The 23,134-nt window shown below is 62.9% G+C and carries 23 protein-coding genes; 11 read left to right on the forward strand and 12 right to left on the reverse strand.

Features of this window, described 5'->3' with window-relative positions; all coding sequences use genetic code 11:
- Positions 1-19: 19 nt before the first annotated feature.
- Positions 20-1,057, reverse strand: coding sequence for an Ldh family oxidoreductase (locus V6590_RS05940; RefSeq protein ID WP_335420923.1), 1,038 nt, complete (start codon positions 1,055-1,057; stop codon positions 20-22).
- 56 nt (positions 1,058-1,113) lie between these two features.
- Positions 1,114-1,755, reverse strand: coding sequence for a helix-turn-helix domain-containing protein (locus V6590_RS05945; protein ID WP_335420924.1), 642 nt, complete (start codon positions 1,753-1,755; stop codon positions 1,114-1,116).
- Positions 1,756-1,929: 174 nt separating this feature from the next.
- Between V6590_RS05945 and lhpI the strand changes: the two genes are divergently transcribed.
- From lhpI to V6590_RS05975, 6 genes are all read left to right on the forward strand, one after another.
- Positions 1,930-3,618 (forward strand): cis-3-hydroxy-L-proline dehydratase, encoded by a 1,689-nt coding sequence (lhpI, locus tag V6590_RS05950; RefSeq protein WP_335420926.1) that lies wholly within the window; start codon positions 1,930-1,932, stop codon positions 3,616-3,618.
- A gap of 58 nt (positions 3,619-3,676) precedes the next feature.
- The gene (locus V6590_RS05955; RefSeq protein WP_335420928.1) at positions 3,677-4,636 is read left to right on the forward strand and encodes a dihydrodipicolinate synthase family protein; all 960 of its coding nucleotides are present in this window, start codon (positions 3,677-3,679) and stop codon (positions 4,634-4,636) included.
- Positions 4,627-5,559 carry a 4-hydroxyproline epimerase gene (locus tag V6590_RS05960; protein WP_335420930.1) on the forward strand — a complete coding sequence of 311 codons (933 nt, stop codon included), beginning with the start codon at positions 4,627-4,629 and terminating at the stop codon, positions 5,557-5,559. The genes V6590_RS05955 and V6590_RS05960 overlap by 10 nt, the downstream gene beginning before the upstream one ends.
- Before the next feature lie 60 nt (positions 5,560-5,619).
- Positions 5,620-6,870, forward strand: a complete 1,251-nt coding sequence (locus V6590_RS05965) for an NAD(P)/FAD-dependent oxidoreductase (protein ID WP_335420931.1) — start codon at positions 5,620-5,622, stop codon at positions 6,868-6,870.
- Positions 6,871-7,110: 240 nt separating this feature from the next.
- On the forward strand, positions 7,111-8,205 hold the full coding sequence (gene nspC, locus V6590_RS05970; protein ID WP_335420933.1) for a carboxynorspermidine decarboxylase: 1,095 nt from the start codon (positions 7,111-7,113) through the stop codon (positions 8,203-8,205).
- Positions 8,206-8,242: 37 nt separating this feature from the next.
- Positions 8,243-9,478, forward strand: a complete 1,236-nt coding sequence (locus V6590_RS05975; RefSeq protein WP_335420935.1) for a saccharopine dehydrogenase family protein — start codon at positions 8,243-8,245, stop codon at positions 9,476-9,478.
- Between the two features lie 72 nt (positions 9,479-9,550).
- On the opposite strand, the gene holA is transcribed toward V6590_RS05975, so the two are convergent.
- From holA to V6590_RS05995, 4 genes are all read right to left on the reverse strand, one after another.
- Positions 9,551-10,549, reverse strand: coding sequence for a DNA polymerase III subunit delta (gene holA, locus V6590_RS05980; protein ID WP_335420936.1), 999 nt, complete (start codon positions 10,547-10,549; stop codon positions 9,551-9,553).
- Complete coding sequence (lptE, locus tag V6590_RS05985; RefSeq protein ID WP_335420938.1) at positions 10,546-11,031, reverse strand: LPS assembly lipoprotein LptE; 486 nt, start codon at positions 11,029-11,031, stop codon at positions 10,546-10,548. The genes holA and lptE overlap by 4 nt, the downstream gene beginning before the upstream one ends.
- Positions 11,018-13,615: a leucine--tRNA ligase gene (leuS, locus tag V6590_RS05990; RefSeq protein WP_335420940.1), complete on the reverse strand. Its 2,598-nt coding sequence runs from the start codon at positions 13,613-13,615 to the stop codon at positions 11,018-11,020. The genes lptE and leuS overlap by 14 nt, the downstream gene beginning before the upstream one ends.
- Before the next feature lie 123 nt (positions 13,616-13,738).
- Positions 13,739-14,284 (reverse strand): DUF3576 domain-containing protein, encoded by a 546-nt coding sequence (locus V6590_RS05995; RefSeq protein WP_335420942.1) that lies wholly within the window; start codon positions 14,282-14,284, stop codon positions 13,739-13,741.
- A 264-nt stretch (positions 14,285-14,548) separates the two neighbouring features.
- On the opposite strand from V6590_RS05995, the gene V6590_RS06000 reads away from it, so the two are divergent.
- Together V6590_RS06000 and V6590_RS06005 are read left to right on the forward strand one after the other, a co-directional pair.
- Positions 14,549-15,445, forward strand: coding sequence for a porin (locus V6590_RS06000; RefSeq protein ID WP_335420943.1), 897 nt, complete (start codon positions 14,549-14,551; stop codon positions 15,443-15,445).
- 126 nt (positions 15,446-15,571) lie between these two features.
- A complete protein-coding gene (locus V6590_RS06005) occupies positions 15,572-16,225 on the forward strand; it encodes a YggS family pyridoxal phosphate-dependent enzyme (RefSeq protein WP_335421689.1) in 654 nt (217 codons plus the stop codon).
- On the opposite strand, the gene V6590_RS06010 is transcribed toward V6590_RS06005, so the two are convergent.
- Complete coding sequence (locus tag V6590_RS06010; RefSeq protein WP_335421691.1) at positions 16,216-16,707, reverse strand: L,D-transpeptidase family protein; 492 nt, start codon at positions 16,705-16,707, stop codon at positions 16,216-16,218. The genes V6590_RS06005 and V6590_RS06010 overlap by 10 nt on opposite strands.
- Positions 16,708-16,724: 17 nt before the next feature.
- Positions 16,725-17,813, reverse strand: coding sequence for a GTP cyclohydrolase II (ribA, locus tag V6590_RS06015; protein WP_335420945.1), 1,089 nt, complete (start codon positions 17,811-17,813; stop codon positions 16,725-16,727).
- A gap of 158 nt (positions 17,814-17,971) precedes the next feature.
- Here ribA and V6590_RS06020 point away from each other — a divergent pair, with 158 nt between their 5' ends.
- The 3 genes from V6590_RS06020 (at position 17,972) to V6590_RS06030 (ending at position 20,205) form a co-directional block, all read left to right on the forward strand.
- Positions 17,972-18,658, forward strand: a complete 687-nt coding sequence (locus tag V6590_RS06020) for a response regulator transcription factor (RefSeq protein ID WP_335420947.1) — start codon at positions 17,972-17,974, stop codon at positions 18,656-18,658.
- 388 nt (positions 18,659-19,046) lie between these two features.
- A complete protein-coding gene (locus V6590_RS06025; protein WP_335420949.1) occupies positions 19,047-19,358 on the forward strand; it encodes a hypothetical protein in 312 nt (103 codons plus the stop codon).
- Between the two features lie 58 nt (positions 19,359-19,416).
- Positions 19,417-20,205 carry an exodeoxyribonuclease III gene (locus V6590_RS06030; protein WP_335420950.1) on the forward strand — a complete coding sequence of 263 codons (789 nt, stop codon included), beginning with the start codon at positions 19,417-19,419 and terminating at the stop codon, positions 20,203-20,205.
- Between the two features lie 25 nt (positions 20,206-20,230).
- On the opposite strand, the gene V6590_RS06035 is transcribed toward V6590_RS06030, so the two are convergent.
- The 4 genes from V6590_RS06035 to bufB are packed head-to-tail and all read right to left on the reverse strand — an operon-like array spanning position 20,231 to position 23,103.
- Positions 20,231-20,872 (reverse strand): NrsF family protein, encoded by a 642-nt coding sequence (locus V6590_RS06035; RefSeq protein ID WP_335420952.1) that lies wholly within the window; start codon positions 20,870-20,872, stop codon positions 20,231-20,233.
- Positions 20,869-21,510, reverse strand: coding sequence for a sigma factor (locus tag V6590_RS06040; protein ID WP_335420954.1), 642 nt, complete (start codon positions 21,508-21,510; stop codon positions 20,869-20,871). Before V6590_RS06040 ends, V6590_RS06035 begins: the two co-directional genes overlap by 4 nt.
- The gene (locus V6590_RS06045) at positions 21,507-22,271 is read right to left on the reverse strand and encodes an HvfC/BufC N-terminal domain-containing protein (RefSeq protein WP_335420956.1); all 765 of its coding nucleotides are present in this window, start codon (positions 22,269-22,271) and stop codon (positions 21,507-21,509) included. Before V6590_RS06045 ends, V6590_RS06040 begins: the two co-directional genes overlap by 4 nt.
- Entirely contained in the window at positions 22,252-23,103 is an 852-nt protein-coding gene (gene bufB / locus V6590_RS06050) for an MNIO family bufferin maturase (protein ID WP_335420959.1), read from the reverse strand. Before bufB ends, V6590_RS06045 begins: the two co-directional genes overlap by 20 nt.
- Between the last annotated feature and the right edge of the window lie 31 nt (positions 23,104-23,134).

A 23,134-nucleotide genomic window follows, 5' to 3' on the forward strand; every position in this document is an offset into this window, starting at 1 on the left:
GGCGGCGTCTGGCCCTGCATCATTCCGCGACTGCGGCAAGCCCCATCGCTTCGAACCGGTCCAGCTGGGCCAGTTCTGCATCTGTCAGGGGGATCCCGTCGCGCAGCGCCCTTTCGCGCGCGGCAAAACGGCGCTCGGATGGAAGCCGGGCGCCTTGCGCGCCAATGGCTGTCAGCAGTTTTTCGCCCTCGGCAATCGGATCGCGGCCACTGCGGGCGGCAAAAACGTGGGGATCCAGCGCAAGGATGAGCGCGCCATGGCGCGGCAGCAGGCTGGCGCCCCCCATGAAATCCAGCGCCTCCTTGCTCATGAATTCGCCCAGCATGGCACCGGCCAGCAATTCCACCATGGTCGAGATGGCCGAGCCCTTGTGGCCGCCAAATGTGAGCATCGCGCCGTTCAGCGCCACTTCGGGATCGGTGGTCGGCTGACCGTCACGATCCACGGCCCAGCCTTCGGGGATCGGCTTGCCCGCGCGGCGATGCAGTTCGATTTCACCCCGTGCCGCGACGCTGGTTGCAAAATCGAACACATAGGGATGCGCGCCGGGGCGCGGCCAGCCGAAGGCGATGGGGTTGGTGCCCAGAAGCGGTTCCTTTCCCCCGGCAGGCGCAACGAAGGCATAGCTTGGACACATCGAAAGAGAGGCCAGCCCATCTTCGGCCAGCGCTTCCACATCATGCCACAACGCGGAAAAATGCAGGCAATCGCGGATGACCAGCGCCGCGATCCCGGTCTTCCGCGCGCGGTCGGCCAATGCCTGCCGGGCCGCGTAAAAGGCCGGGTTGGCAAAGCCGCCCCTGGCATCCACCTCGATCACGGCCGTTCCGCTGTCATGCAGTTCCGGCACGGCATCGGGTTCAACCTTGCCCGCCGCCAACACCCGCAGGCAGCCTTCGATCCGATAGATGCCATGCGATTTGCAATTGTCGCGTTCACCTGCCGCGATGACCCGGGCGACGGCCTTGGCGCTGTCGGCGCGCACCCCGGCGCGGGTGAAAATCGTTTCGATCCGGGTCAGCAGATCATCATGGGAAATGCGATGTGGCTCGGCCATGCTGGGGCAGTCTCCTTCAGGTAAGCGATGCGGGGCGCTGCCGCCGGGGGCCGGGCCTATTTGTCCACATCGACATAGGTGCAGGCCCAGAAAATCCGGGCCTCTTCATCATCAAGCGCGCGCAGGCCATGCCGGATCGTGCTGTCGAAATAGGCGCAGTCGCCCGGTTCCAGCACCACCGGCTTGTAATGCTCCACCACCAGTTCGATCCGCCCCGACAGCACATAAAGCGTTTCTTCGCCATCATGGGATTCAAGTTCGGAAGGTTTCAGCGGCGGGCGTTTTTCGACGCGGGTGACCAGCGGGATGATCTTCTTTTCGGCCAATGCGTTGCACAGAACCTCATATTCAAAGTTCTTGGAACGCACCTTGCGGCCCTGCCCTGCCTTGGTCACCGTCATCCGGGTGGTTTGCACGGCGTCGTGATCCGAAGAAAACAGCCGTTCCATCCCGATGTCATATGCCCGGGCAATGCGGACCAGATTTTCATAACTGGGGGAAACCCGGCCGTTTTCGATCTTGTGGATCGTCGAGACAGCCAGCCCGGTGCGCTGTGCGGCAACCTCCAGCGTGAAGCCGCAGGCCTGACGCACGGCTTTCATCCGGTTGCCCAGATCAGAGCGGAGTTGCAGGCGTTCGGCCTCCCAGTCATCGCTGGCAAGTTGGGGTTCGGCCTGATCCTGCGACAAGTTTTCCATTTGCGGCATATTTTTCTTTTCTTACCAGTTGTGATCGCTTATGCACATTTCCGTGGCAACTGCAACTCTAGCAATCTGCCATCAGAAAAGAGAATCCCAAAGTCGGCTCTTTCGATATCCTTACGGGTACGAAGGGGAAGCAGAACCCGAATTCGACCGGAAACGAGGCAGCACATGGCAACCCTGATCGTCGCGGCATCCGTTCAGGGCCCGCTGCTTGTCTGTGACGAGGGGCTGAGCGTCTGGGGCGGGGTCCATCCCGAAACGGGCGAAATCATCGATGCGCATCATCCGCAGCGCGGCCGGACGCTTGCCGGGCATATCGTGATGATGCCGACCAGCCGTGGCTCTTGTACCGGAAGCGGTGTGCTGCTGGGATTGGCCTTTGCCGGGGCCGCGCCGCGCGCCCTGATCTTCCGCGAGGGGGAAGATATCCTGACGCTGGGTGCGCTGGTGGCGCGGCGCCTGTTTGGCCATGACATCGCGGTACTGCGCCTGACTTCCGCTGAATATGACGCCCTGTCGCGGGAAGCCAGCGCCACCATCACCGAAAGCAGGCTGGAAGCCGGCGGCCTGTCGCTGCCGCTGGAAACTGCGGGGCAGGGCGCGCTGGCGCTGACCGAGGCTGACCAGGCCTTTCTGGATGGGCAGCACGGGGTGGCGGCGCAGCAGGCCATGGACATCATCGTCACGATGGCGCGCACCCAGGGTGCGCCTGCGCTGACCGATGTCAGCCGGGTGCATATCGATGGCTGCATCTATGCCAGCCCCGCCTTCCTGACCTTCGCCCGCGCCATGGCGGACAAGGGCGCGCGTGTGCGCGTGCCGACCACGATGAATGCGATCTCGGTGGATCATGCGAATTGGCGGTCGCAGGGCGTGGAGGCGGGTTTCGGCAGCGCTGCCGCCGGTCTGGCCGATGCCTATGTGGAAATGGGTGCAAAACCCAGCTTTACCTGCGCGCCCTATCTGCTGGCGGATCCGCCGATGCAGGGCGAAGACATTGCCTGGGCGGAAAGCAATGCGGTGATCTATGCCAACAGCGTGCTGGGCGCGCGCACGGTGAAACATGCCGATTTCATGGATCTGTGTATCGCGCTGACCGGGCGGACCGCACAAGCGGGGGTCTATCTGGCCAAGAACCGCGCGTCGCGCCGGATCATCGATGTGGCCATGCCGGCAGGGGCGGATGATGCGTTCTGGCCCATGCTGGGTTGGCTGGCCGGGCAGGCGGCCCCTGACCGGATACCGCTGATCCGCGGGTTGGAGGACAGCCAGCCATCGGATGACGATCTCAAGGCGCTATGCGCGGCCTTTGGCACGACTTCGGCTGCACCCATGCTGCATGTGTCCGGAATAACCCCCGAGGCTGCGATGCATCCGTCGGCGGATGCCGATACCCGGCGCCTGGGCCCGGCTGATTTCACGCGGCTTTGGCACGACTTCAACCGTGGTCCGGCGCAGGTCGATCTGGTGGCGCTGGGCAGCCCGCATTTCTCGGCTGCCGAGTGCAGCGCTTTTGCCGATCTGATGGCAGGCGCGCGGGTGCATCCGTCGGTCAGCGCGATCATCACGTTGGGGCGTGGCACTTTGGCGGCCATCGGCGCGTCGGGTGTCGCGGCGCGCTTGCAGGCGGCGGGGGTCACCATCATCCCCGACCTGTGCTGGTGCTCCATCTCGGAGCCCGTATTCCCGCCACAGGCCAGGGTCGTGATGACCAATTCCGGTAAATATGCCCATTACGCGCCCGGCCTGTCGGGCCGGACGGTGCGGTTCGGCGCTCTTGCCCAATGTGCCGAAGCCGCCCAGACTGGGCTTGCCCCCGCCCGGCCGCCCGGCTGGATCGCGCATGGCACGCCCTGAACACCCAGAACACCCCGGGGGAAGCCCCCCTGATGCCGATAACCCTATGGAGTTCCCAATGAAGAAAGATGTGTTCCTTGGCACGATCCCCGCGCTGCTGACCCCCTGCACTGCCGACCGGCAGCCCGATTTCGATGCGCTGGTGCGCAAGGGTCAGGAAATGATGGCTGCGGGCATGTCTGGCGTGGTCTATTGCGGGTCTTGCGGTGACTGGCCGCTGCTGACCGACGAACAGCGGATGGAAGGCGTGGAACGCCTGACCCGGGCTGGTGTGCCGGTCGTCGTGGGCACGGGGGCCATCAACACCAAATCCGCCGTGGCCCATGCCGCCCATGCCCAGAAAGTTGGGGCTGCCGGGCTGATGGTCATTCCGCGCGTGCTGTCGCGCAGCCTTTCGGTCGCGGCACAGCGCAACCATTTCAAGGCGATCCTTGACGCTGCGCCGGACGTGCCTGCCATCATCTATAACAGCCCCTATTATGGCTATTCCACCAAGGCCGATCTGTTCTTCGCGCTGCGGGCCGAACATCGCAATCTGATCGGGTTCAAGGAGTTCGGCGGCAAGGCGGATCTGAGCTATGCGGCGGAACATATCACCTCGCAGGATGACGAGGTGATCCTGATGGTCGGGGTGGATACCGAAGTCTATCACGGCTTTGTCAAATGCCGCGCTGTCGGCGCCATCACCGGGATCGGCACGATCTTCCCGAAAGAGGCGCTGTTGCAGGTGGCCCTGTCGCGTCGCGCGGCCCAAGGCTGCCCCGAGGCCGATCTGCGGGCGCGTGAACTGGCCGAGGCCTTCTCGGTTCTGGCGCGGTTTGATGAAGGCGTCGATCTGGTCCTGTATTTCAAGCATCTGATGGTGTTGAAAGGCGAAACGGAATATGCGCTGAACCTGAATGAAACCGATGCGCTGTCGCCATCGCAGGCGCGGTTCTGTGAAGCGCAGTTCCACCAGTTCAACGCATGGTTCGCCAAATGGTCCCGGCAGGGCGGAGTGGTGGCCGAATGCATGTGATCGACAGCCATACCGGGGGGGAACCAACCCGGGTGATCCTGGATGGCGGGCCTGATCTTGGGTCTGGGCCGTTGGCAGAGCGCGCGGCGCGGCTGGCCACCGACCACCGCGATTTCTACCGGTCGGTCATTCTGGAGCCGCGCGGGCAGGTGGCGATGGTGTGCGCGCTGCTGGTGCCGCCAGTGGATCCGACCTGCGTGACCGGTGTGATCTATTTCGATGCCGAGGCGGTGCTGGGCATGTGTGGCCATGGCACGATCGGCCTTGCTGTCACGCTGGTGCATATGGGGCGCATCGGTCTGGGCCAGCACCGGATCGAAACCCCCGTCGGGGTGGTGACGGTCGATGTGCTGGATGCCCATACGATCAGCGTGACGAATGTCGAAAGCCGCCGCTCGCGCAGCGGGATTTCGGTCGATGTGCCGGGCTTCGGGCCGGTCACGGGCGATATTGCCTATGGCGGGAATTGCTTCTTCATCGTCGATCCCAGCCCGATTGCCGTGACATCGTCGAATATCCGGCAGCTGACCGATGTAGCGATCGCGCTGCGCGAAACCCTGCATGCCAAGGGGATCGGCTGCGACAGCGGGATGCAGGTGGATCACGTGATCTTCTATGGTCCGCCGCAGACGCCCGGGGGGCACAGCCGGAATTTCGTCCTGTGCCCCGATGACGCCTATGACCGATCGCCCTGTGGTACGGGCAGTTCGGCGCGTCTGGCCTGCCTTGCCGCCGATGGCCGTCTGGCCGAGGGGGAAGAGATCGTGCAGGAAAGCATCATCGGCAGCACCTATCGTCTGTCCTGGAGCCAGGGGCACAAGGGCGGGATCATCCCGAAAATCACTGGCAAGGCCTATGTAATGGCCGAAAGCCGGTTGATCTTTCAGCCCGAAGATCCGTTTCGCCTGGGCATCACGCTCTGACCTGCGCCCCCCGGCCCGCTGGCCGGGGGCGTTTTCCCTGCTTGCCTGACCGGAACAACCATGCCGCACCAAAGCCACACGGAAATCATTGTCATTGGCGCCGGGATCATCGGGGTCACCACGGCGCTTGCCTTGCAGGCCGAAGGGCGGAAGGTCCGGCTGCTGGATCGCAAGGGGATCGCCGCCGAAACGTCGCGAGGCAATGCCGGGGCCTTTGCCTTTGCCGAAGTGGAGCCTCTGGCCACCCCCGGCATCATGCGCAAGGCCCCGAAATGGCTGCTCGATCCGCTGGGGCCGCTGTCATTGCGCCCGGAATATGCGCTGAAGATCCTTCCATGGATGCTGCATTTCTGGCGTGCCACCGCGCCGTCGCGGCACGAGGCCGCCGTCGCCGCACAGGTCAGCCTGATGAACCTGTCACGCAACGCTCTGGAACGGCTGATCACGAAAGTCGGGGGCGAGCCCTTGATGCGGCGCGAAGGGCAGCTTCAGGTCTATGAAGGCCGGGCGCAGTTCGAGGCTACCCTGCCCGCATGGGAGATGCGGCGGCGGCATGGTATCGCATTCGATCTGCTGGAAAGCCCGGAGGCGATTGCCGAAATTCAGCCCGGCCTGCATCCGCGCTTTACCCATGCCGGCTTCACCCCCGGCTGGATGAACACGGTCGATCCGGCCCGTTGGACGGAACATCTGGCTAAGGCCTTTGTCGCGGCAGGTGGGGAATTTGCACTGGCCGACATCCGCGCGGTTGCCCCGCGCGACGGCGGGGTCGATGTCCAGACCGAAAGCGGCACGCTGAGCGCGGCGCAGGTCGTGGTGGCCGCCGGGGCATGGTCGCACCGGATTGCACGCAGCCTTGGCCACCGCATCCCGCTGGAAACCGAGCGCGGCTATAACACCACGTTCCCAACAGCCAGCTTCGATCTGCGCACGCATCTGACCTTTGCCAACCACGGCTTTGTCGTCAGCAAGATCGGTGAAGGGTTGCGGGTGGGCGGCGCGGTGGAGCTGGGCGGGCTAGATCTGCCGCCGAATTACCGCCGCGCCGAAATTCTGGTGCGCAAGACGACCGAATTCCTGCCGGGCTTTGATCCGTCTGGCGGGGTGCAATGGATGGGGTTCCGCCCGTCGCTGCCCGACAGCCTGCCGGTGATCGCCCGCGCCCCCGGGGCCGAACGGGTGATCTACGCCTTTGGCCATGGCCATCTGGGCCTGACGCAATCGGCGGGCACCGCCGAACTGGTGGCGGCCCTGGTTGCGGGACGCCCGGCCGAGATAAATCTGGCGCCGTTTGATCCGCGCCGGTTCTGACGGTTTCGGGTGGTCTGTCGCAAGATCAAGGGGTTGGCGCCATATGTGAATGCATGTTCTGTATTCTGGTGCCATCCGTCTGCCAAGCGATCCGGAAGATCCCGCAGGTGCGGCATCCTGCAGATTCAATCCGCTGCCTGTCATATCGGTGCAACAACCCGCGCATACGGCTTGCAACTGGTGGCCAACAGCCCTACATGGGGCCGCTCTTGTCCCTTTTGGCCCCGGGGGGGATTCCGCATGATCCAGACGCCTTATTACCTCATCGACCGGGCGAAGCTTTCCCGCAACATGGAGATCATCGACCGGCTGCGCGCGCAGTCCGGCGCGAAGGCCCTGTTGGCGCTGAAATGTTTCGCCACATGGCCTGTGTTCGATCAGATGCGCGAACACATGGATGGCACCACTTCGTCCAGCCTGTACGAACTGCGTCTGGGCCGCGAGAAGTTCGGCAAGGAAACCCATGCCTATTCGGTCGGCTGGTCGGATCACGAGATCGAAGAGGCGGTCGGCTATGCCGACAAGATCATCTTCAACTCGATCAGCCAGCTGGAGCGGTTCGACAACCAATCCGCCCAGATCGAACGCGGGCTGCGCCTCAATCCGCGCTTCTCGACCTCGGGTTTTGATCTGGCAGACCCCGCCCGCCCCTTCTCGCGCTTGGGCGAATGGGATCAGGCCAAGATCGAAACCGTGATGGACCGCATCTCGGGCTTCATGATCCACTACAATTGCGAAAACGCCGATTTCGACCTGTTCGACAGCCAACTGTCCAGAATCGAAGAAGAATTCGGCGGGTTGCTGAAGCGCCTGAAATGGGTGAGCCTAGGCGGCGGCATCCATTTCACCGGCGAAGGCTACCCGGTGGATGCGCTGGCGGCGCGTCTGCGCGCCTTCCAGGACCGTTTCGGCGTGCAGGTCTATCTGGAACCGGGCGAGGCCGCGATCACCGGCAGCGCCAGCCTTGAGGTTTCGGTCATCGACATTCTGAACAACGGCAAGGATCTGGCCGTGGTGGACAGCTCGGTCGAGGCGCATATGCTCGATCTGCTGATCTATCGCCAATCCGCGCGGATGGAGACCTCAGGCCCCCATCCCTACATGATCTGCGGCAAATCCTGCCTTGCGGGCGATATTTTTGGCGAATTCACCTTCCCCGAACCGCTGCGCGTGGGCGACCGCCTGAGCATCGCCGATGCCGCAGGCTATACCATGGTCAAGAAAAACTGGTTCAACGGCGTGAAGATGCCGTCGATCGTGGTGAAGGAACTGGATGGCTCGCTGAGCCTGAAACGCGAATTCGGCTATGCCGATTATGAGGCCAGCCTCGGCTGACCGCCCTTCCCTCTGTCCTTAAAGGAGACGGTTCGAAGTGAAACGGAACGTGTTGATCATTGGCGCCGGTGGCGTGGCTCAGGTCGTTGCACATAAATGTGCGCAATATAACGACCGTCTGGGCGACCTGAATATCGCAAGCCGCACCAAGGCCAAATGCGAGGCCATCATCGCCAGCGTCCATGAAAAGAACGCGATGAAAGTGCCCGGCGTCTTTGCGGCCCATGCCGTGAATGCGATGGATACGGCCGAGGTGGCGGCGCTGATCCGGGAAACCGGCTGTCAGATCGTCATCAATGTGGGCTCGTCCTTCGTGAACATGACGGTGTTGGAGGCCTGCATCGAAACTGGCGCGGCCTATATGGACACCGCGATCCACGAAGACCCCAAGAAGATCTGTGAAACCCCGCCATGGTATGGCAATTACGAATGGCAACGCCGCGACCGCTGCAAGGCGGCGGGCGTCACCGCCATTCTGGGCATCGGCTTTGACCCCGGCGTGGTGAACGCCTGGGCGCGCGTGGCCGAGGAGATGCTGGACAAGATCACCTCGATCGACATCGTGGATATCAATGCGGGCAGCCATGGCAAATGGTTCGCCACCAATTTTGACCCCGAGATCAACTTCCGCGAATTCACCGGCACGGTTTATTCGTGGCAGCAGGGCGCCTGGCAAGAGAACAAGATGTTCGAGGTGGGGCAGGTCTGGAACCTGCCGGTGGTGGGCGATCAGAAGGCCTATCTGACGGGGCATGATGAGGTGCACAGCCTCTCCGCTCGCTACAAGGACGCCGATGTGCGCTTCTGGATGGGCTTTGGCGACCATTACATCAACGTCTTCACCGTGTTGAAAAACCTCGGCCTTTTGTCCGAAAAGCCGGTGAAGACCGCCGAGGGGCTGGAGGTCGTGCCGCTGAAGGTGGTGAAGGCCGTGCTGCCCGATCCGGCCAGCCTTGCGCCCAACTACACCGGCAAGACCTGCATCGGCGATGTGGTGCGCGGGCTGAAGGATGGCAAGGAAACCGAAATCCTCATCTACAACGTGGCCGATCACAAAGAGGCCTATGAGGAAGTGGGCAGCCAGGGCATCAGCTATACCGCTGGCGTGCCGCCTGTCACCGCCGCAATCCTGATCGCGGAAGGCGTGTGGGATGTGGGCACCATGGCCAATGTCGAAGAGATGGACCCCAAGCCGTTCATCAACCTGCTGAACGAGATGGGCCTGCCCTCGCGCATCAAGGACGCCAACGGCGACCGCCTGCTGCAGTTCTGATTGCGCCGGGGGCTTCGCGCCCCCGCGGGATATTCGAAGCAGGATAAAGGCCAGTCCGCTGCGGGCTGGCCTTCAGCGTTTCAGCATGGCCAGGCGGATCAGCGCGCGTTCCAGCAGCGCCATGGACGGCGCGCGCGAGGCGGATCGCAAGGTGAGATCGGTGTCGAGCAAAAGGGCAATTGCCTCTTCCGTCCGGTGCGGCCCCCAGGCTTGTGCCTGCCGGGGCATGGCCTCTTTCTGGCGACCTTTCAGCCGATACTGGACCGGGCCACGCGGATCGGCCAGCAGCGCCTGCAGCAGGCGGAAGTGCCGCAACATGCCAATGCAGATGGTCACGGGCAGAACGCCCTGACCTTCCAGCCGGCGAACCAACCCGCCAATGGCGGCAACCCGTTGTTCGACGACGGTTTCGACCAGATCGTCCACACCAGCCTCGATCGTGGCGGGGGCGCAGGCCGCCACGTCTTCGGGCAGCAAAGGGCCGGGATCGCCCCATTTGTACAGCGCAACCTTTTCGACCGTCTGGCGGAAATCCCCGGGGTCGAGATCGCGGGCAAGGGCCGTCAGATCGGCCATGGCTTGTGGTGAGATTTCCGTCAGGCCGGATTTGCGCAGGATGGCGGCGATTTCGTCGCGGCCCGGCGGATCGTCATACACGCCGATGCTGCGGGCCGTGGGATGGGCGTCGAACAGTTTCACCACAGCCGATTTGGTCGTCAGATTGCCGGTCACAACGATCTGCGCATCGCCGGGTCGCCAGTCGAGCAGGGCGGCGGTGATGGCGGGGGCAGTGGTTTCGGTGGCTTCCTCGACAAAGGCCACGCGCGGCCCGGGAAAGAAGCCCTGCGCCTTGATCGCATCGACCAGAAGTGCTGCGTCACGGCGCAGATCGGCACCTGCCATCCGGGTCAGCCGCATTTCCGCCTCGCCTTCAGGTCCGATCAGGGCGGCGATGAGCTCCTGGCGGCGCAGGGCCACGCGCATGGCATCGGCACCATAGATCAATGCGCCGGCGGCATTGGGGTCCGGTTTGCCGCAATAGGTGATGGCCGCGGCGCCGTTCAGCTTCATGGCAGCTGGCCGCTGATCGCCACCAGCCGGGTGACGATCTGATCGGCCAGAATGCGCATCAGGCGGTAAGCGGCGTCTTCTTCGGCGGCGAGCCCTGCAACCGTGGGCCCTGTGGCCGACCATGAGGTGAAGCTGGCCACCTCACCTTCGGCCAGTGTGGCACCATCGAGATCACGCAGCACCCAGGCGATGCGGCCGCGCAGGTGGTAGCGTGTGGTGGCGTTTTCTGGTGTGACTCCGACGCCGATGCTTTCGGTGCTGATGCGATAGCCGAGCGCATAACGATGCTGTTCAGGTCGGCCCAGCCGTTCTTCAAGCCGTTCGACCAGATCAAAGCCGTTCTTGTCATTCGGATCATCGACGCGGATCGCGCCTTGCAGGGCTTCAGCCGGGCCGCCCGGCGCATAGGCCGGGGTGAAGGTGCATCCCGCAAGGGCTGCACCTGCCAAGGTCATGAAATTGCGGCGTTTATACCACGACATTGATGATGCGCCCCGGAACGACGATGATCTTCTTGACCGGCTGCCCGGCCAGGAACTTCACCACATCCTCTTCGGCCAGCGCCAGCTTTTCAACCTCTGCCGTGGGCATGTCTTTCGGTACGCTGATTTCCGCCCGCCGCTTGCCGTTGATCTGGATCGGCAGGGTGACGGTGTCGTCTACCAGCAATGCCGGATCGGCCTTGGGCCAGGGGACCTGCGCACAAAGGCCCGCGCCGCCCTGATGGGCCCAGATGTCTTCGGCCAGATGGGGTGTCATCGGCGACATGAGCTGCGCCAGCGTGCGGATCGCCTGTTTCATCACCGGAGTCGAGGCATCGGCCTTGGCCAGCGTATTGGTGAATTCGTACAGCTTGGCGATGGCCTTGTTGAAGGCGAAGCCTTCGATCCCGCGCGTCACTTCGTCAATCGCCTTGGCGGTGGCCTTTTGCAGCGCTGCGTCATCCTTGCCCTGATGATCTGCGGGCATCTGGCCGATGCGGTCGCACAGATTCCAGACCCGGTTCAGGTGTTTATAGGCCGCTTCGGCACCCGAGGCCGTCCATTCCACATCGCGCTCGGGTGGGCTGTCGGACATGACGAACCAGCGCGCGGTGTCGGCGCCGAATTCGGCGATGATGTTCATCGGATCGACGACATTCTTCTTGGATTTCGACATCTTGGCCGAGGGGATGACCTCTACCACAGTGCCGTCTTTCAGCGTGGCGCCCGCCTCGCTGCGGAGGATGTCTTCGGGCAGGTGATAGACATAGCCGAAAATCGGCTCCTCATGACCATCTGGGAAAGTTGTTTTTCGTCCCGTATCCTCCCAGGTCCTATAGATCTCATGCGTCACCATGCCTTGCGTGAACAGGGCATTGAACGGCTCGATCGCCTTGGCGGGCAGGTGGCCGGTCGCGTTCATCGCGCGGGCGAAGAAGCGGGAATAGAGCAGGTGAAGAATCGCATGTTCGATCCCGCCGATGTATTGATCGACATTCATCCAATAGGCGGCATCTTCGGCCACGGTCGGTGTGCTGGCACGCGGCGCGGTGAAGCGGGCGTAATACCAGCTTGAATCGACAAAGGTATCCATCGTGTCGGTTTCGCGCTTGGCCGCTGCGCCGCATTTCGGGCAGGTGCAATTGCGCCAGGTGGGGTGGCGCTCCAGCGGGTTGCCCGGTTTGTCAAAGCTGACGTCATAGGGCAGCTCGACCGGCAGGTTTTCTTTCTTTTCGGCCACCACACCGCAGCTGGCGCAATGCACCACCGGAATCGGGCAACCCCAATAGCGCTGGCGCGACACGCCCCAATCGCGCAGGCGGAACTTGGTGACGCCCTGACCAAAGCCCTTTGCCTCGGCCAGTGCAATCGCCTCGGCCACGCCCTCATCCCCGGTCATCAGCTTTTCGCCGCTGATGCCGCGGATATAGCGGACCTTTTCCGATTTCATCGGGGTGAAGGCCTCGGTGAGCGTGGCTTCCTCGGCCCCTTCGGCCACAAAGACCGGGGTGATGGGCAGGTTGTACTTGGTGGCGAATTCAAAATCGCGCTGGTCATGCGCCGGGCAGCCGAAGATCGCGCCGGTGCCGTAATCCATCAGGATGAAATTGGCGATCCAGACCGGCAGTTCGATGCTCGGGTCCAGCGGGTGCTTGACGCGGATACCGGTGTCAAAGCCGATCTTCTCGGCGGTTTCCAGCGCCTCGGCGGTAGTGCCGCCCAAACGACATTGGGCAAGGAAGGCCTCGACCGCCGGATCACCCGCCAAGGCTTTGGCCATCGGGTGATCGGGGCTGATGCCCGCAAAGCTCGCGCCCATCAGGGTGTCGGGGCGGGTGGTATAGACTTCCAGCTTGTCAAAGCCCTCGGGCGCGCCCACCGTTTCAAACGCGAATTGCAGGCCGCGCGATTTGCCGATCCAGTTGGCCTGCATCAGCCGCACCTTTTCGGGCCAGTCTTTCAACCCATCCAGCGCGTCGAGCAGATCTTCGGCCATGTCAGAGATCTTGAAGAACCACTGGGTCAGCTCGCGCCGCTCCACCGCCGCGCCGGAGCGCCAGCCCTTGCCGTCGATCACCTGTTCATTGGCCAGAACGGTCATATCGACCGGGTCCCAGTTCACCATCGCAGCCTTGCGATAGACCAGACCCTTTTCCATCATGTCGATGAACATCGCCTGCTGCTGGCCGTAATATTCCGGGTCGCAGGTGGCGAATTCGCGGCTCCAGTCGATGCTGAGGCCCAGGGGCTTCATCTGGCCGCGCATGTCGGCGATATTGCCATAGGTCCAGTCTTTCGGATGGCCGCCACGCTCCATCGCTGCGTTTTCGGCAGGCATGCCAAAGGCATCCCAGCCCATCGGGTGCAGCACCGAAAACCCGCAGGAAGATTTGTAGCGCGCCACCACATCGCCCATGGTGTAGTTGCGCACATGGCCCATATGGATGCGCCCCGAAGGATAGGGAAACATCTCCAGCACATAATATTTCGGCTTGGCCGCATCGCGCCGGGCGGTGAACACCCCGGCCTCATCCCAGGTCTTCTGCCACTTGGGTTCGATCTGGCTGGGTTCATAACGCGACATGCTGGCCTCATTCCGCAGAGATACCGCGCGGAATTACACCGACACGGGCCCAAAGGTCCAGCCCGCCGCTGATTTTGCCTGATCCAAATATCCGGCGTCGCAACAGGCCAGTCGCGCCGTGCCTTACAGCTTGCTGTCGCGCACCCTGATCTGGCGGGCGCGGGTCAGGATGGCGTCTTCCACCGCGCGCTGCGTTTCGGGTGACACGGCACCGCCGCCCTTGCCCTGCAGCGATACCTTCAGAGACCGCGCATCCAAAGCCGGATCGCTGACATGGATCGTGGCGCGATAGGCACGCCCGCCGCCGGGCGGTGCGCCATAGCCGGTGACAATCACGCCCGAAAACGGATCGACCGTTTCGATCGGCAGGAAATTCAGCACTTCAAGGCTGGCCTGCCACAGATAACGGTTCACCTCGACCGAGGTGTTTTCGTTGTCACTGCTGAAAGCATCCCAGATTTTTGTCTGGCGGCGTTCATCGGCCTGCTCGCGCGTGACGTAAACGCGTTTGGTCTCTTCCGTGGGCTCAGCCAGCCCGGACTGGTCCACCACCACCGGCGCGCGGCGCTTGAATACGCCAGAATCGCCGCTGCCAATGCCGCCACAGGATGCAAGGGCAAGGATCAGGCTGCCAGTCAGCATAAGGCGCGCAAGGCTCGGCAAGGTCATTCGGCTCTCCTGCAGAAGATGATTGCTGTCTAGCGCGGCCTTCGGGGTGGAACAAGGCTTTTCCCGTTCCGGCTGCGGGCACATGGGTTGGGCGCGAATGGCAGCCCGCCCGGGCACTGTGTCTTTGCTGCACCACGCCCCGCCGGATTGCCCTTGGGTCTGCCGTCATGATTGCAATTCGGGGCCGGTCAGCCGAAATAAGGGCCATACCCAATTCGGATTCCCCTGAGTTGGGCCGCACCTTTGAGTCAACGAGGGAAAACGATGAAAAAGATTCTTCTCGCCACCGCGCTGCTGTCTTCGACCGCAACCGTGGCTTCGGCTGAAACCGGTATCACGTTCAGCGGCTATGGCCGTTTCGGTCTGGAATACGTGGAAGGCCGCGCCCAGGAAACCCAGATCGCATCGCGTATGCGTATCAACATCAACGGCAAGACCGAGACCGACTCGGGCGTGACCTTCGGTGGCCGTCTGCGTCTGCAGTCGACCGACGGCGGTGCTGCTTCGACCAACGCAGCTCTGTTCTTCGCTGAATACGAAGGCTTCCGTCTGGAAGTTGGCAACGCCAACACCGCTTTTGACTCGGCTGGCCTGCTGTACGCGTCGGAAATGGGCTTCCAGGACTCGTCGGCTGGTGACCCGCAGGGTTCGTTCTTCGCCTACAACTCGACCGGTGGTGTTGCTCCGGGCGTCGGCATCTTCGCATCGTACTCGGTTGGCGACTTCACCGGCCGCATCTCGTATGCGACCCCGGACCAGACCACCGCTGCTGCCGTGAATGAAGAAATCTCGCTCTCGGTTGACTATGCTTCGGGTCCGTTCTCGGTCTCGCTGGCTGCCTACCAGGACGGCGCTGGCATTGCCAACAATGACGGCTTCTTCGTTGGTGCTGCTTACGCAATCAACGATCAGGCTAATGTCGGCCTGAACTACATCGACGAAGACTCGGCTCCGGGCAAAGTCATCACCCTGTACGGCAACTACACCTTCGGCGCGACCACCGTCCGCGCTTATGTTGCTGACATGGATGCTGCTGGCGCTGACACCGCGTTCGGTCTGGGCGCTGACTACGACCTTGGCGGCGCTCGTCTGTCGGGCTCGATCCAGTCGGACTACGCTGGCGACATGAATGCCGACCTGGGCGTTCGTTTCGACTTCTGATCTGACGATCAGTCGATCAGGGAAGGGCGGGGGAAACCCCGCCCTTTTCCTTTTGCGCCCCCTTTCCTTTTGTCGCGCGCTATGGCCATTTCGGGCGTGACATGGGCGCAAAGGGCGGGGGCGAAAATGGGGCTGGAGGCGATCAAGGCACGGGTTGCGGCGGCCGAGGCTGCGGCTGGTCGGCCCGCGGGTTCGGTTACGCTGATTGCAGTATCCAAGGTGCAGCCGCTGGATCGTGTGGTCGCAGCGCTGGAGGCAGGACAGCAGGTCTTTGGTGAAAACTATGTGCAGGAGGCCGCCGGAAAATGGCCCGATCTGCGTAGCCGGTTTGCCGGTGTTTCCGTTCACATGATTGGCCCCTTGCAGACCAACAAGGCCAAGCTGGCCTTGGATCTGTTCGATGCCGTCCATACGCTCGACCGCCCTTCGCTGGCCGAGAAACTGGCCAAACTGGCGCAGGCGCGCGGCGCGGCGCCGCAGCTGTTCGTGCAGGTGAATACCGGGGCCGAGCCGCAAAAGGCGGGCATCCTGCCCGATGCCGCCGATGGCTTTATTGCCAGTTGCCGCCAGATGGACCTGCCGATTGCCGGACTGATGTGCATTCCCCCTGAAAGCGAAGCCTCGTCATCGCATTTCAAGCTGTTGGCGGAGATTGCCGCCCGCAACGGGCTGTCGGGTCTGTCGATGGGGATGAGCGGTGATTTTGAAAGCGCCATCGCCCATGGGGCAACCCATGTCCGGGTTGGCAGTGCCATTTTCGGGGCGCGCAGCTACGGCTGACGCACGATCAGCCGGGTCTGCAGGGTCAAGTGTCGGACGATCCAGCGCAGGTCACCCGGATAAAACCCCACGCAACCGGCGGTCGGGTAACAGGGCCGCCGCCAGCGATGTAGAAAGATAGCCGATCCCCGACCTGGTTCGGCTTGCGGCCAGTTCCAATCGGTCAGCAAAACCAGATCATACAGCGGATCGGCGCGGCGCAGGGCTTCGTGGGAAAACCGGTGCGGTGCCCGAACCATCAGATTGTAATCGGGATCGGTGCTGTCATCCGACCACAGATCGCCGGGCAGGATCGGCACGGCCCAATCCGGCACATCGGTCACCCGGTCGGGGCGATAGAGCAGACCGACAATCCGGTGCAGCCCGGCTGGCGTAGCCCCGTCGCCTTCGCGCTTTTGGGCTGCCGGCACGATGCCGCCGCGCCCAAGGGTAACCGGAAACCTGCGCCCCATGAACCGGCATCCCCAGCGGGTGACCACCATGTCATGGCGGCGCGGGATCACAGCAGATGCCCCGATTTGGCGGCTTTGGTTGCCAGATAGGCGCGGTTTTGCGCTGTTTCGCCCACTTTCAGCGGAACACGTTCTGTCACGCGGATACCCTGGCCCTCCATCATCGCAATCTTGCGCGGGTTGTTGGTCAGCAGCCGCACCGCGCCAAACCCCATGCTGCGCAGGATGCCCGCCCCCAGCCTGAAATCGCGCTCGTCATCCTCGAACCCCAGGCGGTGATTGGCCTCGACCGTATCAAAACCCTGATCCTGCAGCGAATAGGCGCGCATCTTGTTGGCGAGGCCAATCCCGCGCCCCTCCTGATTGAGGTAGAGCAGAACACCTGCGCCTTCGGCCCCCATTTGCGCCAGCGCCGCGCGCAGTTGCGGGCCGCAGTCGCATTTCAGGCTGCCCAGGACATCGCCGGTGAAACAGGCGGAATGGAGCCTTGCCAGCACCGGTTGATGCCTGTCAGGTTGGCCGATTTCGATGGCGTAATGTTCCTCGGCACCGTCTTCGGGGCGGAAGATATGCACGCGCCCCTGTTCTGTCGCCACCATCGGCAGCCTCGCGGCCACCACCTCGTTCAACGGCGAGGCGCGGTCGAGTTCCGGGCTCGCATCCGCAAGGGCGATCATCGTCAGGCCCAGCCGGGCGGCGACGGCAGCACCCTCCGCCACAGGAACCACCAATGCGGCAGGCAGCAGATGTGCCGACTTGGCCAGCCGGATCGCAGCCCGATGCAGCGACACATCGCCACCGCGCAGGCACTGGAAGGGCCCTTTCATCGGCATCCGCAGATCATCGGCAGGGTCGGCCATGGCGCGCAACCAATCGACGCCCAGATCGGAGGGCAGGGCCAGCCGGGCCAGATCGCCATCATAGGCGCGGGCTTTCAGCGTTTCGGCCCGGCGCGCCGTAAGCGCAAGTTCCGGCAGGCCAAGCGCGCGCAGGTCGATCAGACGTTCTGCCGTCAAGGTTTCCACCGCGACGGCCAAGGCCTGCTCCGCGCCGTTGCACAACAGGATGGGAACGCCCATGCGCAAATCGCCCCGGGCCCGGGCAAGGCGTTCGATGATGCTGGGGGCAAGTGACATGGCGGTTCCTCTTCGCGTCCTATGTAACCATCACGCCGGAAAAGTGAAACATTTCCCGCCCCTGCGACACGTCCGCGTGAGAGGATTGCAGCATATCTTGCCCTGCCCGATACCCGGGCACATGTCTGTGACGACACCCGACCAGACCGGAGACCAAGATGGCACAGCTGCGCAAGATCCTGCTTGTCGATGATGATGACGACCTGCGTGAAGCGCTGAGCGAACAGCTGGTGATGACCGAGGATTTCGATGTGTTCGAGGCAGGCACCGGGCTCGAAGGTATCGAGAAGGCCAAGGCAGGCACCTATGACATGGTGATCCTGGATGTGGGTCTGCCCGATACCGATGGCCGTGAGCTGTGCCGCCGGATGCGCAAGCTGGGGGTCAAATGCCCGATCCTGATGCTGACCGGCCATGATTCGGATGCCGATACCATCCTGGGGCTGGATGCCGGGGCGAACGACTACATCACAAAACCCTTCAAGTTTCCGGTCCTGCTGGCGCGTATCCGTGCCCAGTTGCGGCAGCATGAACAATCGGAAGACGCGATCTTTCAGCTTGGCCCCTATACGTTCAAGCCTGCGCAGAAGCTGCTGGTCGATGAAAAAGACCGCAAGATTCGCCTGACCGAGAAGGAAACCAACATCCTGAAGTTCCTGTATCGGGCGCAACAAGGCGTTGTGGCGCGGGATGTGCTGTTGCATGAGGTCTGGGGCTACAACGCGGGTGTGACCACGCATACGCTTGAAACGCACATCTACCGGTTGCGTCAGAAGATCGAACCCGATCCTTCAAATGCACGGTTGCTGGTCACCGAAAGCGGCGGGTATCGGCTGGTCGCGTAACGCCAGTTTGATCGCGGTATGTCGATTATTCGCGCCAAAGGTCTTATTGTTGCCAGTTTTATCTCCTATATGATGCAAAGATGGCAAGCACATCACAGGTTCCCCTTGCCGTGTCGGGGTTATGACACGGCTCCTCCCTGTTGGACTGGGCCGGGCCTTGTGCCCGGCCTTTCTTTTTGTGCCGAACCGTGATACAACCAAAAGGTGATCCGGCTATGGCAAGGCAGGGCCCGATCATCTGACGTAATACCTCCCTGGTGGACTGGCCGGGCCAAGCGCCCGGCCTGTTTTTTGTGATGACGCAAGGCAGCGAAAGCTCCCCGTTGGAATCTGCGCAAGGCATGCCTACATTTCCTTCAGGGGCGCATGTTGCGCCGGAGGATATGCGATGAATGCGCGTTACCTGATTGTCCTGCTGGCTGCGGTTGCCGCTACGCCGGTTCTGGCACAGGATCTGACCTTCACCCTTGCCAATCATTCGGGGGCAGACCTGACCGAGTTTTATGCTTCGCCCGTCGGGGTGGACAGCTGGGAAGAAAACATTCTTGGCAGCGCGGTGCTTTCCTCGGGGGCCAGCGGTCAGGTGGCGATTTCGGGGGCGGCGGGATGTGACTATGATCTGCGCATGGTCTTTGCCGATGGCGATGTGCTGGAAGACAGCGGCAACCTGTGTGAAACCGGGTCTTACACCATCCAGTAACGCGCTTGCCCCCTGGCCTTTCCCCCCGTAAACAGAAAGGGAACAAGCGGAGAGGCCCATGACCTTCAGCATCGCCACCTGGAACATCAATTCGGTTCGCCTGCGCGAGGCGCTGGTTGCCCGCCTGATGCAGGAAGAGGCGCCCGACGTATTGTGCCTGCAGGAAATCAAGACGCCCGTCGAAAAGTTTCCGATGGAACAGTTTCAGGCGCTTGGCTACCGGCACATCGTCGCGCGGGGGCAAAAGGGCTATAATGGTGTAGCAATCCTGTCCAAGCTGCCGCTGATGGATGCAGGCGACAAGGATTTCGCCAATCTGGGCCATGCCCGCCATGTGGCGGCCCGGTTGGAAAACGGCGTCACCATTCACAACTTCTATGTGCCTGCGGGGGGCGATATCCCGGATCGCGAACAGAATGTGAAATTCGGACAGAAGCTCGATTTCCTGACGGAAATGCGCGACTGGTTCCGCTGGGAACGCCCGGATCGCGCCATTCTTGTGGGGGATCTGAACATCGCCCCGCGTGAAGATGATGTCTGGTCGCATAAACAACTGCTGAAGATCGTCAGCCATACCCCGATTGAGGTGGAGCATCTGACGGCAGCGCAAGAGGCCGGGGCCTGGGTGGATATCACCCGGCAGGACATTCCGTCCGGTCTGCTTTATAGTTGGTGGTCCTATCGCGCAGCGGATTGGGATGGGGCAGACAAGGGCCGTCGGCTGGATCATATCTGGGCCACGCCCGACATCGCCTCGGCGGCGCATGGGTCGCGCATCCTGCGGCCCTGCCGGGGATGGAATCAGCCGTCGGACCATGTGCCGGTTCTGGCGCAGTTCGACCTGTAATCAGGTGGCTATGGCGGGGGCTGCGCTACCAGCGCAGCCAGATCCGGCCTGCAATCGCACCGATGCAGCCAGAGATGAAAATCGCCATGCCGTACCAGATCACATAAAACAGCGGTGAATCCTCGGGGCAATGCAGCGCATAGCCTGCCGTCACAACCGCCCCGGAGGCCAGCCCGAGCAGAAGCCCCGTCATGCCGGGCCGCGTGGTCGCGCCACGCCGCAGCGCCAAGATCCCTGCCGCCGTGGGCCCCAGTGACATGGCACTGATCGACATCAGGCAGGCCGCTGCGGTCTGGCCCAGCATGCCAGACACAAGGCCCCCCGGTGCAGTCTGTGCGGCACGGGCTGCGAACAGCACCGACCCAATGGCCAGCGGCAGGATCAGCCAGCGCATGGCCGGGCGGGCACCGGGCCGGGCAGAGACCAGCGCAAGCCAGAAGGCCAGTGCCGCCACGATCATCGGCAGAACCAGCTTTGCGGTGACGACGGGCAGCATCAGCGCCTCGGCAAGACCGGGGCGCAGACCGTAAGCCCAGAAATACAGCGCCAGCGCGACCATGCTGGGCCCAAGCAGCCCCAGCATCACCAGTGCCGGGTGCATCGGCCTTGGCACAGGGCTTGCGGCCAGTTGCCGGATGAAATCCTCGGTCGAAATCCCTTGCGTCATCGCTGCATCCTTTCAGCGATCTGCCCCAGCCGCTTCATCGCGCGATGCAGTGCAACCCGTGCCGCAACCGCGTTCAGGCCCAGATGCCGACCTGCCGCTTCGGGTGTTTCGCCGTCCAGTTTCACCGCCCGCACCAATGAGGCAGAGCGGCTGTCGATCATGCCCAGCATCCGGTCAGCATCGCGGGCGGCCAGTGGCGCGCCGGTCGCTTCATCCGGCAGAATCTCGATGAAATCATCCAGCGGCAGATGAATGCTGGACCCGCGACGGCGGAAAGCGTCGATGACCTTGTAGCGCGTCACGGCATAAAGCCATGGCCGCACCGGCGATCCGCGCATCCAGGTCTGGCGCTTCAGATGGATGGCAAGCAGCACTTCCTGCAGGATATCCTCCTGCTGGTCGCGCGGCAGATTGGCCCCCCGGGCGCGAATGATGGCGCGCAGCGTTGGGCTGACGAGCCGCAGAAAACGGGCGAAGGCAGCCCCGTCACCATCATTGGCGCGGGCCAGCAAATCTTCCCATTCTTCTGCGCTGTCCAGTCCGGCCTCCTGCCAAGCGGCACATCCTGCGGCTACCCTATGCCACAGGCGCCGGTGCTGCCAAGCGCCGGAAAATGACATGTTTGCGAAGGCGGTCATGGCAGGTGGCCCCGCCGCATGACAATGGCCCCGGCCTGCATCAGGTGAACCAGCAGGGCTTGCGCCTGATGTGCCGGATCGGCGGCAAGGCCTGCCTCGGCAGAGGCAACCAAGGTCGCGCCAGATTGAATTGCAGCCAGCATCGCCACATCACCCGGCCCGATGGAGTGCACGGGCACTTCATGTGCGCGATCCCGCAGGATCAGGGCGGTTTCGGGGGCAGCAGGCAGGGGGCTGGCCTGCGCGCCGGGTTGGTTCTGCTGCCAGATCGACACGGCGGCATGATCCGATGCCAGCACCTGCAGCGACGGATGCAGATGCAGGATCAGGGTTTCGGGATCGGCCCCGGTCAGCAGCTGCGGATCAAGCGGTTCGGCATCCGCCGCATGAAATGCCACCCCCCGCGCATATTCGATCCGCGCAACATCGGCCATATAGGGCCAATTGGCCAAAGGCGGGAACCCGGCCAGAAAGTCGGGAAAGCTGTCGCCCCATTCGGCCAGAACCGGGCTTTGGGGCCGATGCGCTTCGGCAAAAACACGGGCCATGGCGCGGAAGAATTCGTCCCCGACAAGGCGGCGGATTACCGGAAAGCGGCTGGCCAATGCCTCGGTCAGGCTGACGGCCACATTGTTGCGATACACGTCAAAGCGCCGCGCTGCCTCGGCGGGAATGCGGGCGGTGACACCGGGCGGCAGCGGGCCGCCTCGCAATCCCCCGTCGAAGCCTGTCAGAAAGGTATCATGCGACAGCACGGCCATGCGCACCTCCTGCGGCAAGGATGGCCCCGGCGCGTTCGGCCTCGGACGCGAGGATTGCCCAGTCGGGCAGATCATTGTCCCATTCCACCAGTGATGGCAGCGGGCCGGCGCGGCCAATCACATGGGCATAGAGCTGCCAGACCGGATCGGCCACCGCCCGGCCATGGCTGTCGATCAGAAGGGGGCCGGAAGGCAAGTCTTCGGCATCATGCCCGCCCAGATGGATCTCGCCCACAAGGTCCAGCGGAAAGGCCGCCAGATAGCCATAGGCGTCTGTCCGGTGATTGGTGCAGGATACAAAGACGTTGTTCACATCCAGCAGCAATCCACAGCCTGTGCGGCGCGCGATTTCGGTCAGGAATTCGGTTTCGGGGATGCTGGATTGTTCGAACAACACATAGGTGGCCGGGTTTTCCAGCAACATGCGGCGGCCCAGAGCCTCTTGCACCTGATCGACATGGTCGCAGACCAGATCCAGCGTTTCAGGCGTATAGGGCAAGGGCAGCAGATCGTTCAGGTAATCGGCGCCATGGCTGGACCACGCCAGATGTTCGGAAAAGCTTTCCGGTTCATAGCGGTCACACAGGCGGCGCAGACGTTGCAGGTGATCGACGCTCAACCCGCGCTGGCCACCGATGGACAGGCCGACCCCATGGATCGACAACGCATAATCTGCCCGCAGCGCCGAAAGCTGCGCATGGGGCAGCCCACCCGCCCCCATGTAATTTTCGGCATGAACCTCGAAAAAGCCGACCGGCGCGCGTGCGGCACGGATCGCGGCGAAATGTTCGGGTTTGAACCCCAGACCGGGTAGCGGCGGCAGCTGTGTCATGGCGACCATCTGATAGGTTGGGGGGCGCGCG

Source organism: Gemmobacter denitrificans (assembly GCF_036964905.1).
Classification (GTDB): Bacteria; Pseudomonadota; Alphaproteobacteria; order Rhodobacterales; family Rhodobacteraceae; genus Gemmobacter; species Gemmobacter denitrificans.

What these genes read in the sequence shown, in the direction of transcription:
- V6590_RS05940 (WP_335420923.1), bottom strand. Translation starts at nt 1,057, where the DNA reads ATGGCCGAGCCACATCGCATTTCCCATGATGATCTGCTGACCCGGATC.
- V6590_RS05945 (WP_335420924.1), bottom strand. Translation starts at nt 1,755, where the DNA reads ATGGAAAACTTGTCGCAGGATCAGGCCGAACCCCAACTTGCCAGCGAT.
- lhpI (WP_335420926.1), top strand. Translation starts at nt 1,930, where the DNA reads ATGGCAACCCTGATCGTCGCGGCATCCGTTCAGGGCCCGCTGCTTGTC.
- V6590_RS05955 (WP_335420928.1), top strand. Translation starts at nt 3,677, where the DNA reads ATGAAGAAAGATGTGTTCCTTGGCACGATCCCCGCGCTGCTGACCCCC.
- V6590_RS05960 (WP_335420930.1), top strand. Translation starts at nt 4,627, where the DNA reads ATGCATGTGATCGACAGCCATACCGGGGGGGAACCAACCCGGGTGATC.
- V6590_RS05965 (WP_335420931.1), top strand. Translation starts at nt 5,620, where the DNA reads ATGCCGCACCAAAGCCACACGGAAATCATTGTCATTGGCGCCGGGATC.
- nspC (WP_335420933.1), top strand. Translation starts at nt 7,111, where the DNA reads ATGATCCAGACGCCTTATTACCTCATCGACCGGGCGAAGCTTTCCCGC.
- holA (WP_335420936.1), bottom strand. Translation starts at nt 10,549, where the DNA reads ATGAAGCTGAACGGCGCCGCGGCCATCACCTATTGCGGCAAACCGGAC.
- lptE (WP_335420938.1), bottom strand. Translation starts at nt 11,031, where the DNA reads ATGTCGTGGTATAAACGCCGCAATTTCATGACCTTGGCAGGTGCAGCC.
- leuS (WP_335420940.1), bottom strand. Translation starts at nt 13,615, where the DNA reads ATGTCGCGTTATGAACCCAGCCAGATCGAACCCAAGTGGCAGAAGACC.
- V6590_RS05995 (WP_335420942.1), bottom strand. Translation starts at nt 14,284, where the DNA reads ATGACCTTGCCGAGCCTTGCGCGCCTTATGCTGACTGGCAGCCTGATC.
- V6590_RS06000 (WP_335420943.1), top strand. Translation starts at nt 14,549, where the DNA reads ATGAAAAAGATTCTTCTCGCCACCGCGCTGCTGTCTTCGACCGCAACC.
- V6590_RS06005 (WP_335421689.1), top strand. Translation starts at nt 15,572, where the DNA reads ATGGGGCTGGAGGCGATCAAGGCACGGGTTGCGGCGGCCGAGGCTGCG.
- V6590_RS06010 (WP_335421691.1), bottom strand. Translation starts at nt 16,707, where the DNA reads ATGGTGGTCACCCGCTGGGGATGCCGGTTCATGGGGCGCAGGTTTCCG.
- ribA (WP_335420945.1), bottom strand. Translation starts at nt 17,813, where the DNA reads ATGTCACTTGCCCCCAGCATCATCGAACGCCTTGCCCGGGCCCGGGGC.
- V6590_RS06020 (WP_335420947.1), top strand. Translation starts at nt 17,972, where the DNA reads ATGGCACAGCTGCGCAAGATCCTGCTTGTCGATGATGATGACGACCTG.
- V6590_RS06025 (WP_335420949.1), top strand. Translation starts at nt 19,047, where the DNA reads ATGAATGCGCGTTACCTGATTGTCCTGCTGGCTGCGGTTGCCGCTACG.
- V6590_RS06030 (WP_335420950.1), top strand. Translation starts at nt 19,417, where the DNA reads ATGACCTTCAGCATCGCCACCTGGAACATCAATTCGGTTCGCCTGCGC.
- V6590_RS06035 (WP_335420952.1), bottom strand. Translation starts at nt 20,872, where the DNA reads ATGACGCAAGGGATTTCGACCGAGGATTTCATCCGGCAACTGGCCGCA.
- V6590_RS06040 (WP_335420954.1), bottom strand. Translation starts at nt 21,510, where the DNA reads ATGACCGCCTTCGCAAACATGTCATTTTCCGGCGCTTGGCAGCACCGG.
- V6590_RS06045 (WP_335420956.1), bottom strand. Translation starts at nt 22,271, where the DNA reads ATGGCCGTGCTGTCGCATGATACCTTTCTGACAGGCTTCGACGGGGGA.
- bufB (WP_335420959.1), bottom strand. Translation starts at nt 23,103, where the DNA reads ATGACACAGCTGCCGCCGCTACCCGGTCTGGGGTTCAAACCCGAACAT.